A 14,072-nucleotide genomic window follows, 5' to 3' on the forward strand; every position below is an offset into this window, starting at 1 on the left:
GCACTCCAATCGAGAGTTCAGTTTTGGAAACGATGACGTAATTGCTGCCGTCGCTCCTTTGAACGAAGATTCGGCTGACGGCAAAAGCCGCCGACCATTGAGATCGAGGAGGCCGCAGTGAAGCAATATGTCGGATTGGATGTGTCGCAGCGAGAGACCAGCGTTTGCGTCGTCGACGATGCTGGAAGGTCTGTCTTCCAAGGGAAAGTGAAGTCCGATCCGGGAGCACTGACCGAGTTGCTCCGCAAACGCGCACCTCACGCCGAGCGCATCGGATTCGAGACGGGCGCCATGTCCAGCTGGCTCTGGCATGAGCTTAAACGGGTCGGATTGCCGGTTGTCTGCATTGATGCTCGACATGCGAAGGCGGCACTTTCAGTTCGAATGAACAAAAGTGATGAGAACGATGCCCGCGGCCTGGCCGAACTGGTTCGCGTCGGTTGGTATCGGGAAGTGAAGGTTAAGAGCGCAGAGAGCCAGGCCACCCGATCCATGCTCGTCGCAAGGTCAAGACTTGTCGAGATCCGGCGCGATCTCGAAAACCAGACACGGTCGATGCTGAAGGAATACGGGCTGCAGTTCAGTCGATCGATTGGGTCACAGTTCCGGCGAAAGGTTTGGGAACTTGTTGCTGACGGGCATCCGCTTCGGTCGTTGGTTCAGGCGCTTCTGTCTGTCCACGAGCAGGTCTGCTGTGAACAAGAGAAGCTCGATCGGCAGGTCCGGCATCTCGCTCGTGAAGACGAAACCACACGCCGGCTGATGACGGTCCCCGGCATTGGCGTGGTGACCGCGCTCACCTTCCGCCACACGATCGACGATCCCGCGCGCTTTCGCTCGGCCGCAAACGTGGGTGCCTATCTCGGCCTGACGCCGCGACGAAAGCAGTCCGGTGAAACGGATATCAATGGCCGCGTCTCACGCTGGGGCGATCGACTGTTGCGAACCTATCTCTACGAGGCGGCCAGCGTCCTCCTGCACCGGACGAAGAAATGGTCCACGCTGAAAGCCTGGGGGATGCGTCTGTCGAGGCGGATCGCCTTGAAGAAGGCAAAGGTGGCGGTCGCACGGAAGATCGCGGTTCTGCTTCATTGCCTGTGGGTCGACGGCACAAGCTTTGAATGGGGTAGTGAAAAGATGGCATAGCAGATCCGAACTCGACCTAATTCGCGGGCCCGTTTCCGGAACCCGTGATGTCCCCGCCGGGACGGTGGTTGCGGCGACCTCGGTCAAACGGCTGACAGCAGTTCATCTGCATCTCGTTGGAAACGTTGAGGCGCCCGACCCGAACATCATCATGAGGCACTCGACCTCGGAAAGGACCATGACCCCGGCGATGGCAGTGCGAGATCCGGATTGACAACTACCCGCAATTAAAGGGCCGTTTGACACTCCGGCTCGGCCAGTGCGGACAGATCCTTGAAACCCTCAAGGGATACACCGCCAAGCTCCGCAAATTACAGATCCGGACCCTAATGGGGGGCCCGGCCAAGGACGAGACCCCTTGTTGAATGGCTGCGCAGTGCTTGCGTCATCATGGAACCTGCAGCTGGCCACGCTGCGAACTCCGCCGCACTCTGATCCATTTCGCCTTCTCCGCGGACGGCTTCGTCACGTCCACACCGGACAGCCCGCCTCTGTTTTTTAACAGGAATTATGACGATACGGTCATGTTTATTAAATCATCGACGAAGGAGTCTTAATCATAATTTCACATACGATTACTGCATGTCATGGTATTTCTGGATAAATATCGGCAGCAACCTCTTCGTATAACGCAACGAGCCAAGTCTTATAAAAGCTTACTTGTGAAGGACCCCCGTGCGTCTGCCAGGTCGTTCAGCTCGCCGCTGTACCCGTCGCCACAGTGAAAGAGGAAGTAGATCGTGGACCAAACTTCACAGGCAACCACATTCGCCGGCAAGGTGGCTCTGGTGACAGGCGCGGCGCGGGGCATTGGATTTGCGATTGCCACGCGATTTATCAACGCCGGTGCAGATGTGGTGCTGGCGGACCTCTCCGAGAGCGACCTGAACGCCAGCATTTCGACCCTGTCTTCGGACTATACTGGCCGGGCCTTGGCGGTGCGTGCGGATGTGTCCAAAGACACTGATATCACGCGAATGGTCCAGGCCGCAGCGGCCCGATTCGGGCGGGTCGACATCTTGGTCAACAACGCTGGAATCTCTCCGAAACACGGCGGACGGAAGGCAAGGGTTGAAGAGATGCTGGCTGCGGAGTGGCGGCAGGTTCTGGAAGTTAACCTGACAGGCGCCTTCCTTTGCTGCCGGGCCTGCCTTCCCCATATGCGGGCGGCGAAATGGGGCCGGATCATCAACATCGCATCGGTAGCCGGCCGAACGAAAACCGAGATTGCAGGAGCCCACTATGCCGCGTCCAAGGCCGGCATGATGGCCCTTGCCCGCACACTTGCGGTTGAAGTTGGCTCAGCGAACATCACGGTGAATTCCATTGCGCCGGGCCGCATCGAAACACCAATGGCTACCGCAGCTGGTGCCGAGCTTAACCAGGCTTATGTCGCCCGCATTCCTGTCGGCCGACTTGGCACCGGCGAAGACATCGCCGCCGCGGTCGCCTATCTGGCATCTGAAGACGCTGCCTTCCTCACTGGTGTGACGCTAGATGTTAACGGCGGCTCGTTCATGATCTGATCCGCCTAGCCGCTGAAACTACAAGGCGTGAAAATTTGGAGTTCCAGGTATGCGCGTACCTATCGGGCTGACGGCGCGACGGGCGGATTCTGATCGAACCCGCCTATATCGCTGGCGAGTGGATTTCGGGATGCCATTCAAAACCTTGCGGTCGTCAACCCGGGCAACACCGCGAACCCTGTTGGGCAGACGCGGGTGGATGATACTCAATTCGAAGTCGCTCAGTTCGTAACGACGCATTCAAGCCTCCAAAAGAAGCCTTGAATCAGAACTCGTCACAAAGCGGTAGTCAGCTCATGAGTTTTCGGCCTAATATTGCAACAGAGACGTCAAAAAGAATTTACAGAACCTTTGTGACCACAAATTGCCGACGATGATACATTCATCACAAGATCTGAGACCGCGGTCGGCTGACAAAGCTGATACCGATTTGTCTCGGCTGTCGTCCAGCAGGCAACGTCGGAGACAACAAACCAATGGCACGAAGAGCTCTTATCCTGATTGAAGGCCATAAGGGTAATGGTCTAGCATACGTCCAAGCAGCCCGGCGCCTCGGCCTTCAGCCAATTACTCTGTCCGCTGATCCAGCTCAGTACGACTACGTTGCGACGGAAAGTGTTCAGGCAATCCGTGTCGAAACAGACAATCTTGACGCAATGATCCACGAATGTTTGCAGCTACGCACCGGGTATGACATTGCCGGCATTACTGGCTTCTCGGGCGACGACGAGTTAGTCTATGTGGCAGTTGCCAAGCTCTGCCGACATTTCGATCTACCGGGGCCGAACCCCGCATCGATTGAACGGTGCTGCGACAAGTTCGTTCAACGTCAGATCTTAACGGAGGCCGGCGTTCCAATGCCTGCTTATCGCTTGGCAGCAAATGCGACGGAGATAGAAACTTTTGCCGCTGAGATTGGCTTGCCGGTAATTCTCAAGCCTGCCGAAGGGAGCGGAAGCAAGGGTGTCCGATTGTGCCGTAGCGTTGATGAGTTGGTCGAACACACGAGCTATCTGCTGAAGGGCAAGTACATATGGCGGTCGTCGCCAAGGATACTAATCGAAGAATTCGTACAAGGCCCCCTTTATAATGCTCAGATAATGGGCAGTGAGATTATTGGAATTTCCGAGAGTGAGTTCGGTCCCCCGCCGCACTTCGTCTCTCGGGAGTTGACCTTTCCGATCCTCCTACCTGATCAGGAACGTGAACGTATTTCCGATGTTTCGCGAACTTGCTTGCAAGCTCTAGGCCTGGGGTGGGGGCCAACAAACATTGAATTCCGATGGACGAAGCGCGGCCCAGCCATGATTGAGGTCAATCCGCGTCTTGGCGGTGCTCCCGACCCACAACTGGTCCAGCTCGCTTGCGGCGTCGATCTTATCACAGAGCACGTCAAGCTTGTCATCGGCGACGAATGGAATTTGGTCAAGAGCCATTCGCACACTGCGACTGCCCGAAAGCTGATCGCCGATCGCGATGGGATCCTTGAACGGATCAATGGCCACGGTCGGGCGGCTGCTATTCCAGGTGTCGCCGAGGTTAGATTCTATGTTCAGCCCGAGACGCCGATCATCACAAAAGGCGATTCTCGAGACTGCATCGGATATGTCATCGCCGCTTCACCGAGTCGTGCCCAGACCAAAGCGACACTCCAGCGTGCCGTCGACTTAATCGATTGGCCGATCACGCCCTTTGCGACTCCAGGCGAACGGGAACAATTTGCGGCCTCTGATTTCCCGTGATGACGGGAGGTGGTTTGCAAAGGCAGGGTGGCCAGCGTGTCCGTCTGCACCCGCACGAGGAAGCTCGTACCAAGGTTCTGCGCGGTGCGATAGCCCCCGTAGATGTCGCTCTCCCAGTCATCCACGTGTACGCAGCGCTCGGGCGCGCCAACGGGCGCGATGGACTGGCATAGGTTCTCCAGCCAGCGGTAGCTCTCCTTCGCCTCGATCGGCACGCGCCCGGGATTGATGTGCCGCTTTGAGCGCGAGCGTTTCCTTGAATTTCGTTCTTGTCCAGAACTTCGCCGCCGTCAGACCGAGGGGTGTGCTGGTGAGGGTGAGGGCACGCTCGATGCATCAGCACCCCGCACAAGGTTAGCACGTTGGGCTGCCCGGCCTTGTAGCGCCCGGCGTTGATGGTTTGATGAAGCCGATTTTGCCCGGCAGCGCGGCTGTAGATAAATTCGGTCCCGTCCTGCAGGATAAGGATCGAACCTTCGCTCACCGCACGCCGCGCCGCGGTCGCAGCGAAATGGCCGGCGACGGCGCCTTCGCCGCCGCCCAGTCGCCGGAGGCCGCCGGTATTGGCTTACCCGGCGCAGCCGACCTCTTCTTCAGCCGCAACGCATACGAACTCAAATCAAGCGGGATCCTGAATCCATTAAAACGCGACACGGTCTTAGGCACAGCTATCGGCGTGATCGCCGCGTTGCGCACGTGGATCGGAATCTGCACCATCACCCGCATATACACTGCGTCGTACCGGGCGGCGGCCCATGCTGGACGGCCAGCGCTGGGACACCGGTCGGCCGGAGTTCCTCTTGGCCGTACGGGTTCTGTCGCGGCTGTTCAGATGACTGTGCCCGCATGACTGTTGTAAGCAATGTCGGTCGCGATCACAATTCTCGCAGCCTCACTCGCAGTCGCGGTCTGGTGGGCCGCTTTGTGGGCACCGCAGCCGGTGCAGCGCACGCGGTTCGTTCGCTTCCAAGAAGAACCGTCGTCGAAGGGCCGCTGCTCGAATTCCGATCAGAAACAGGCTTATGAAGGGAGACCGACATCGGAGCGCTCGTTTCAGAATATGGATGCTTTGCTGAGTCGCATCAACCGAGTTCCGCGCTGTCGACCATGTCGGAATCGTGACACGGGGTTGAACGCGAAGCACGTGCGGGTCGAAGCCGAGCGCGACGTGGCGCAGACGGAGGTCTCCAACTGGCAGGCCGAAGCGGCCAACGCGCAAGCCATGCTGTCCGACACCGAGGCGCGGATTGCGCATCTCAAGCTGCGCATCGAGAAGCTGAAACGCGAACTGTACGGCAGCGCTCCGAGCGCACGGCGCGGCGGATCGAGCAGTTGGAATTGCAACTCGAAGACCTCGTGACGTCGGCGAGCGAGGACCAGCTTGCCGCGGCCGCCGCGGCGGCGAAAACCCAGACCGTGCGTTCCATCACGCGCAAACGGCCGGTGCGTAAGCCATGGCCGGCCGACATCGAGCTCAAGCGCATAGTCATCGAGCCACCCACCGCCTGCGCCTGCTGCGGCGGATCGCGGCTGTCGAAGCTGGACGAGGAGGTGACCGAGACGCTGGAGGAGATCCCGCGCCGGTCCAAGGTGATTGAGACGGTGCGCGAGAAGTTCAGTTGCCGCGACTGCGAGAAGATCAGCCAGCCGCCAGCCTTCAGTGGGCCTGCACCACCGGCCGCAGTCAATTATGCCTCGAGCAACCGACGTGGCGAGCACCCACAGAAGCATTTGGCCGCCTTAGCCGGCATCTTGCAGGCCGACTGCTACAATGGCTTCGAACCGCTGTTCGACCGCACAAGAAGGTGCCGCCGATCACGCCGGCATTTTGCTTCGCCCATGCGCGGCGGGGCTACTTCGAGCTGGCCGACATCGAGAAGAATGCTCGCGAGGGCAAGAGGAATGGCAAACCGGTCTCCCCAATTGCGCTGAAGGCGGTCAGGCGCCTCGACGCGAAACCCTCTCGCGCTTTTCCGAGGTTCTGAAGCCGATCAACTACATGATCAAGCGCTGGGCCGACTTCGCCGCTTCGTCGACGATGGCAGGATCTGCCTCAGCAACAACGAGCCTTGCGCGGCATTGCCTTGGGAAGGCGCAACAGGACCTTCGCCGGTTCCCAGCGCGGCGCCGATCGCGCCGCCGCATGCTTACCGGACCACGGCACGCCTTAACGACGTCGACCCGAAAGCCTGGCTTGCCGACGTCCTGGCCCGCATTGCCGATCTTCCCGCCTCGCGTCTGCACGAACTACTGCCTGGGAATGGAAGCGCCTGCGCAAAGCAGACAAGCCCGCCAATCAGCAGGCCGCCTGACCTTCACGCAACGCCATCATAGAGTCCACCGCGCCCACGCGCGTGTGCCAATGCGGCCCTCGTCGTATGCGTACGGACAACCGAAGGCAATTGGGGTTTCAGACGCGCAGAAAGCGTTCGTCGTCAAGCAGGGTAAAGGGCACGCCGGACCGAAATTTGCCGCAGGACAGAAGGACGCGATCCCGAACACCCGGTGACTGGAAGCGATGGCAAACTCGACCTATTCGGGCCATGCAGCAGACTAATCGTCACTTCGGCGTCAAAGTGTTTCCAGTGACAGTTTCCTTGTCGAGTTTACAATTTGATTATCTGTAGCTTTAGAGCTTTTATTGCCGCAGTTGTTCTGCTGTTAGTATCCATTTTTCTCATTACGTTTTTTATATGGAAGTTAACGGTATTTACAGATATCCCTACAATCTTTCCTATCTCCCATGAGGATTTCCCTTTCGCCGTCCATAGGATGCACTCTTTTTCTCTTGGAGAAAGGTCAGATTTCTCCCCAATGTGGCTCGAATTAGCGAACTCCGCAACTCTCAGATGGAAATGTAACGCAGCAAGTTGCAAGTACGTGATCGTTCTCTCTCGGAGTTCACCGTCCCAGGGGTGAGCAAAGTTCATGATCGCAAAGCTGCCTTCGGGGCCGTGCAACGGGACGCTAATGCCTGATCTTAAGCCAAACTTGGCAGCCTCGTCGAAAACGCGCCGTTCGTCTTCAGTCGTGCTTTCGTCGTTGTACACCTCGCTCCACCGAATGGCTTCTGCTCGCCTCCGACTTCTCTTAATGGTGGGGTCCATCCTGTCATAACCCATTTCGAAATAGCGCTCCTGCCATTCATCAGGATAGTTCAGCATGACCGCCGGATCGCCTCGCGCCGGCTTTAAGCCTTTTTGGTCTGGTGCAAGGGAGCTATAGGCGACCCACGGACAATCAAAATTCAGGGCAAAGGCAGATAACAAGTCGAACAACTGCTCGGGTTTTCCGGTACCATCGGTCTGGTCGAGAAAACGGGCGAACTCGACCGCAAACGCTTCGCTGGAAGCCTCAGGGAAATTCATCCTGGGGAACAAAAAAGTTGGTTGGACACTTTGGTTGAGAGCCCTCGAAGTTCAGAGACAGCAGTCATCCGCGGGCATTCTATAGTCTCTGCTCAGTAGCCATTTGCGTTGGATGTTGCCCCTGGCGCACCAAAGCTTCCGGCTGTGAGGCTACGGCTCCGCAGCCGTCGTCGGCAGGCCAACATCGTCAGAACTCTAGCATCTCACTGCAATTGGCGAAGTTAATTTAATTTAAAACCTGTGATGCGCTATCGTTATGCGAGCGCAACAAAGATAAAGAAGCGCAACGTCATCCGCGCTAGGCAAGGGCGTGTCAAGCTACATTGGTGGTGGTAAGTTTCTGAACCTGGTGTTCCGGGCGGTGGGTGCACTAATTGGATCCAGATCAGATGTATTCGAAGGGGTAAGGTCGTGAGGTGCTTCACGAAAATTGTAAACGCCGCCATGCGTTCACCTTGAGGCGCGGATGCGCCGCTCCAGAGTGCGGCGCACGGGTCGGTTCCGTGGCGGCCGGGGAAGGATTGATCTGGTCCGGTCCGCCTGGTGGACGTCATGCGCAGCACAAGGTCGCGTCGCCGACCTGCTTGAGGAGCAGCAGCCGGACCTCTACAACTACAGGACGGCCGCTTACGTCGGAAGGCCGCGGACGCATATGAGGCTATTGGCATTTGAACCCCAATCTCAGGACTTTGTGGAATGCACAGACGAGACGATGTCGGATTGCGGGATCCAAGACAGACGTCGGTTCATCGGTGCCTCCAAGGTCCGCAAAATTGACGTGTCCGCATAGCGGCCATCGATATCAGCGTCGTCAGTCTCACCTGGCGCCTCCCTGCGGGTGTTTGGCTACCCTGTCGAGCGGGGGGTACTCCAATGTGAGGGCGAAAGCCAATGCTGAGCTGCTCGACCACGATAGCCGAAACGTCAGGCCGGTCTCGCCTGGGTGAGATCGACCTACTAGGAGTGGTAGGATGCGGTGCAACTGGAGACACGGTAACACTACCCCAGCGAACAGGAGACAACAGTATGCAAGCCATACGATCGAGTTCGAACCCGCGAGAGAGCCAATGGCCCTGATGCCCGATCGAAGGATATAAACTACAGAATCTAGAAGTACTTGCAAAGCGCCGGGCTGGCGCACTCCTCCTGAGAAAAATTAGCCCTGATCATTGATTCTCCCGGCGCGCTAGGCAGGCGGTATTTTAAGTAAAACATCAGAATACCTCATTTGGTAAGAATTTTCGACCGTAAATCGTTCCTAAAAAGTGAACATTCTATAAGACAATCAAGATCTTCCGATAAGCGGTTCCAGCAGCGCGCGTCAGATAGATCCGTTAGAACGCCTTTAATACTTTGTTTCCGGGTTGGAGAGATTTCGCATCAAACAAGGAGAGCGTCGCTATGAGTGAAATGGATTTGATCGCCAACTTTATTCCACGTACCGATGTTGTTAAATGCACAGCGCGCATCGGGGCTGAAATCAGGAACATCAAGCTGTCGGCCGATTTGCCGGACCAAGCCATCGCTGCGATAAACGGCCTGGTGCTTGAGCACAAGGTCATCTTCTTCCGCGACCAGGGTCATCTCGACGACACTGGGCAGGAGCGTTTTGCTCTGCGATTCGGGAAGCCCTCGCCGTTTCCGGAGGGAACGACGCCGATTTTCGACATTGATTCCGCACGTGGCGATATCGGGGCTTATGTTTGGCATATCGATTGGTCCTGCATGGACGCCTACCCCAAGTTCGCGGTGCTGCGAGGCGTTGTGATCCCGCCAGTCGGCGGCGACACCGTCTGGTCAAACACCGCGGCCGCATATCTCGACTTACCGTTGCCGCTGCAACGGCTTGCAAACGAACTCTGGGCTGTTCACAGCTTCCCCGGATCTTATCTCAGGTCTTCTACCGAGTCCCATACTGGACCGATGATCGAGACAGAGCATCCAGTCGTACGCGTCCATCCAGAGACCGGGGAGCGCACGCTTGTGCTCGGCGTTTATGTCACACGTTTCGTTGGCATATCCAAATATGACGGCCAAAGGCTACTCGATCTATTTGAGTCTCACGTCACCGCGCAGGAAAACACGGTGCGCTGGAAGTGGAAGCAAGGTGATATCGCGATCTGGGACAATCGAGCAACGATGCATTGTGCAACCAACGACTGCGGCGATCAACGCCGCGTCGTTCGTCGCGCGACCGTTGAGGGCGAGGTGCCTGTCAGTGTCGACGGCCGGTACAGCGTTGCGCGTTTCAAATTCGTCGGGCGAGATGAGAAACTGACCCCTAACGAAACTTAGAACGGACCCCCCAGTGTCAGACGAGGAGAGATCGACGAGGAGGACGGCGATGGCTTCTCCTGTTTCTCGTCGGGCAACATCTGTGAGAAGGGGGGGCGTGGAGGATTGACTGGATCAGCGCGAACGCTGGCGAACCAGCTGTGTCCGCCTGGTGACCTGTCTTCGGAGGGCAAGGGTCCCCGGATCCGGAACCCAGACCTCCGGCAGAAAGCCCGAGGCATAGAGCTTCGCAAGGACAGTGGCGTCGATCGTGTCAGTCTTCACCTTCGCGTGCGCGATCATGTGCACCTGCTTGGGATTGGCGATCACGATCCGATCCACTTAGGGCGACAGCACTTTAGCGACGGCCGTGGCATTGCCGGTCGCCTCGATCACCACATGATCATCGTGGGTGAGTTCCCTCCTGGCGAACTCCTCGAGCTTATTGCGCAGCATTAGAACGCGGCCGAGCTTGACGATCTCGCCATAAAGCAACGACACGAGCTCGGCGGCTACGCGGTGTATGTCCATGCCGATAATACGCACGGTTCCCTCCATCGTTGGTCACGAACAGGGAGCCAGCAGGCAACACGACAAAATACGGATCCGCGCTCGCAGCGCATCCGGGCGAGTCGTAGGGGCGGCCAGATAACGTGCTCGAACTCGCAGTTCATCTGCATACGACGGCCTGCCCGCACTTGCGCGCTCCCGGTGCCCCGTGGCCCGGATGCGCCAAGTTTAACGAACCTGACGACTGAACAAACGATGGCACCGAAAACAACATGCCGGATAACGGCTTCATCGAGAGCTTCATGTATAGACGGCCCCGCGGGCGCAAGTGGTTTTGAGACAGATGACATTCGGTGGGTGCGTTTATGTATTCGGTGCGGCGCGGCAATCAACGTGAGAGCGCGGCGTCAATCAGATTGTCGCGCTATAATTCGGCCTGTTCATGCGACCACTACATGGTCGCTGGCCCTGATGGAGATCGCGGATCGAGGCCTCATCAACGGGTCACGCTGATCGCGCATAAAGCTCTTCGGGCTTTCTCGATCCCAGCTTCGCCGCTTGCCGTCACGTCGTCATTGCACTTGAGCCATTCGTATTTGTCCTGGTTCCCAGATCTCAGATTTTCGCAGAACGGAACAACTCGCCCGTCGTCATCATTGCCCAGATGATGCGAGCAAGCTTGTTGGCAACCGCAACCGCGACAACCATGGGACGCCGGCGCTCAAGGAGCCCATCAATCCATGATCCATCCAAGGTGGCGCGCGCTTTGGGATATCGCACCACTGTTCTTGCTCCGAGTACAAGGAGATGTCGAAGATAGCGATCTCCGCCGAGACGGCATGTCCCGCCGGATGAGTTTTGCCGAGGCGTGAGGCCCAGCCAGGCAGCAAACTCGCGCCCGGAGCGGAACGCGGACGGATTGGGTATGGTCGCGGCAAATGCGGTCGCTGTGATCGGGCCGATTCCGGGGACCGAGGCGAGCAATCGGCAAACAGGATGGTTGCGATGAATCTGCACCAGCCGATCATCAATCTCGCCAATGCGCGTGTTCAGTTCGCCGAGATGAGTAATCAGAGTACTGATCGCAAAGCAGGCTTCAATCGGCATCGCCTCGCGGACCTCTTCGAAAGCAATCGCAAGGCTATCGATACGGTGCCGCCCTTGCGGGATGATCAGACCGTACTCCGCCAGACACGCACGCGACCATTGTCCGCTGCCGCACCAGGAGGCCGCGGACTCGGTGCAACATCAGGAATGCCTGATCTTGCTCGGACTTGATCGCCACAAACCGCATGCCATGTCGAGAGACAGCCTCACAGATGGCCACAGCATCCGCAGCGTCGTTCTTCGCTCCCCGGCGAACGTAGAGCTTAACATAGGACGGTGGAATGAGCCGCACGTCGTGTCCGAGCTTTCTGATCTCCCGAGCCCAATAGTGACCGGAGGAGCAAGCCTCGATACCGACCACGCACGGTGACAATACCCCGAAGAACGGCAGAACATCCTTCGGGACAATTTCTTGCTCTGCAGCGTATTGCCTGCACTGTCGGAAACGTGAACGCGAAACACGTGCTTTGCTAGATCTAGGCCAATGGTTGCTGGTTCCATTTTTGTAGTCTCCCTGTTCGATGAAATGCGGGACCATCATACGGTCCCGTTGGGGGAGCGGGGCCGTCTTCCCCAATCAACGGTCACCTCCGTGACGGACTGCTGAACGAGATGCTGTTCACCACATTGGCATAGGCTCGCGCGGTTTTGGCCGGGGGCGGACAGATTACAACTTCAATCACCCACATTCGCGGCTCGGATGGCAGACCCCCCTCGATTTCGCCCACACCTTCACCCCGCGACGGGACACAGCGCTGCGCACCATGATCAACTCCGCGCCTATGCCCGTCGCTCAAACCTGGGCAACATTGATCGCCGGAGCGAACTCAGGATTGGATAAAACTTGGGGGCAACGTCACTACGAACAGAAGCATTCACGCAGACGAGAGATGGAAAAGGCCGCATAAGCCGTACACGGGAGGTGTCCGCGATTTGCGTTGTCTCAGTCTGGGGGTGCACTCCAGTGCACTCCAAGGGTGTCCGGGAATTACCGAAACACGCACTTTTTTGCCAGTCGCGTGAAAATCAGACGGTCGCAACGCCGGTCACCGGTGCGCCAACTGCACCGGTCAGGCGGATGGGCGGCGCCGTCAGTAGGAAGCGCGTCCGCCCGTGCAGGCGAAGCCATTCGGCCAGCGGGCTGAGGTGCCACAACTCGGCCAAGGGGATACCGAGCTTGAACAGGCAATGTTCGTGCAGCGGCATCCGGGCAACATGCCCCTGGAGGTCGTCATAGGGTCCGCCTTCCACGGCGTAGTTGTCCGCGACGATCGCAGCTAGGCCCGACCTGTCGATCCAGTCCAGCAACGCCCTGTCGCGCCCGTCAAGCGCGACGCAGCTTTCATGCAGCGTCCTGTGGTCAGGGTTGAGGCCGCTTTCGATCACCTTCTGCGCGAAACCCGTGTGTAGACAAAGGATGTCGCCCTCCTCGACCTGCACATTCTGCACGCGCATGATCCATGAGAGCGTTTCATATCCCACAAGCGTTCTTTCATCCCCAAGGACGGCGCGTAGATCGACGAGAACGCCCCTGCCCTGCACGCCGCTCGCAGCGATGTTTTCCACACCGAGCGCAAGTGCGCACATTTGCCTGGTCGCCGAGGCGTCATCCGCCTGGGTGACGATAGTATCCGCACCGGAGAACCCGTTGTAGTAGACGATTTCCGCAATGCCATCGCCGTCGGCATCGAACAGCGATCCGTAGTGGGAGAAGGCGTCCCAGTGCGACGAGTACTGGAGGCTCAGTATAGCGACGTCGTCGTTGACGACATCGGTACCGTCATGCCTGCCTTCGCTCATGATGAAATTGCAGGTGAGGCAACCGTTTTCACGGACCGTCGGAAAGATCCTCGGCGGCTTCCGCCGCGGATTTAGCTTGCTGCCGCCCGGATATTCGAGAGGAAGGCTCAGGCAGAAGGTGCGGCCCTCCCACACCTCCTCCATGGCCTTGAGCACCCGCCCTGGCGTCAGCAGATTGAGCCGCCCGAGTTGGTCGTCGGCGCCAAAATCCCCCCAGTTCGAACCGGGGGGACGATGACGCCAGCGATTTGACGAAGACAATCCTCAGGCCCTTTCACGTTCCACGGATAGGGCGCGATGCCCTTAAAAACGCCCGGCAATGAACTGCGGTGGGCGGTCTTGTTGAAGAAGATGCCGAGCGGAATAGTCGGGGCGTTGTGAAAGCCGATTTCCTGCGTCTGCAGTAGCGCCTTCTTTTGCGATTCATCATCACTCGCAACCCCACCTTGTCACTTCGCTGGAGATTTCTAACCTTTCAAGAAGGCCCGGCGCAGCCCTCAGGCGTTTTTGGACGAGTTCGTAGGTCACACTGAACCCTGGCATTGCGTCAGAGCTTTCTTGAACGTGACGACGGATTTAGAATGATCGACCAGCGGGTT

The 14,072-nt window shown here is 58.0% G+C and carries 6 protein-coding genes and 4 pseudogenes; 6 read left to right on the forward strand and 4 right to left on the reverse strand.

Translation table 11 applies throughout. The annotated features are described in order from the left end of the window. Positions 1–117 precede the first annotated feature (117 nt). From J1C56_RS23795 to J1C56_RS23820, 5 genes and pseudogenes are all read left to right on the forward strand, one after another. On the forward strand, positions 118–1,146 hold the full coding sequence (locus J1C56_RS23795; RefSeq protein WP_214392483.1) for an IS110 family RNA-guided transposase: 1,029 nt from the start codon (positions 118–120) through the stop codon (positions 1,144–1,146). Between the two features lie 740 nt (positions 1,147–1,886). Continuing rightward, entirely contained in the window at positions 1,887–2,672 is a 786-nt protein-coding gene (locus J1C56_RS23800; protein WP_214392484.1) for an SDR family oxidoreductase, read from the forward strand. Between the two features lie 476 nt (positions 2,673–3,148). Continuing rightward, positions 3,149–4,414 (forward strand): ATP-grasp domain-containing protein, encoded by a 1,266-nt coding sequence (locus J1C56_RS23810; RefSeq protein ID WP_214392485.1) that lies wholly within the window; start codon positions 3,149–3,151, stop codon positions 4,412–4,414. Positions 4,415–5,072: 658 nt separating this feature from the next. Beyond that, positions 5,073–5,247: pseudogene (locus J1C56_RS33735) on the forward strand (transposase); the annotation flags it as partial. Positions 5,248–5,558: 311 nt separating this feature from the next. Continuing rightward, positions 5,559–6,726, forward strand: a pseudogene (locus J1C56_RS23820) (IS66 family transposase). A 294-nt stretch (positions 6,727–7,020) separates the two neighbouring features. Here the strand turns inward: J1C56_RS23820 and J1C56_RS23825 are convergent. Beyond that, a complete protein-coding gene (locus tag J1C56_RS23825) occupies positions 7,021–7,782 on the reverse strand; it encodes a LuxR family transcriptional regulator (RefSeq protein WP_214392487.1) in 762 nt (253 codons plus the stop codon). Positions 7,783–9,183: 1,401 nt separating this feature from the next. On the opposite strand from J1C56_RS23825, the gene J1C56_RS23830 reads away from it, so the two are divergent. Further along, on the forward strand, positions 9,184–10,077 hold the full coding sequence (locus J1C56_RS23830; protein ID WP_214392488.1) for a TauD/TfdA dioxygenase family protein: 894 nt from the start codon (positions 9,184–9,186) through the stop codon (positions 10,075–10,077). Between the two features lie 117 nt (positions 10,078–10,194). Here J1C56_RS23830 and J1C56_RS23835 read toward each other — a convergent pair. From J1C56_RS23835 to J1C56_RS23845, 3 genes and pseudogenes are all read right to left on the reverse strand, one after another. Then, a pseudogene (locus J1C56_RS23835) lies at positions 10,195–10,602 on the reverse strand (IS110 family transposase); the annotation flags it as partial. Positions 10,603–11,181: 579 nt separating this feature from the next. Next, positions 11,182–12,174, reverse strand: a pseudogene (locus J1C56_RS23840) (IS110 family RNA-guided transposase). 525 nt (positions 12,175–12,699) lie between these two features. Next, complete coding sequence (locus J1C56_RS23845) at positions 12,700–13,629, reverse strand: cyclase family protein (RefSeq protein ID WP_338001494.1); 930 nt, start codon at positions 13,627–13,629, stop codon at positions 12,700–12,702. Between the last annotated feature and the right edge of the window lie 443 nt (positions 13,630–14,072).

Origin of the sequence: Aminobacter anthyllidis, assembly GCF_018555685.1 — a bacterium.
GTDB lineage: Bacteria > Pseudomonadota > Alphaproteobacteria > Rhizobiales > Rhizobiaceae > Aminobacter > Aminobacter anthyllidis.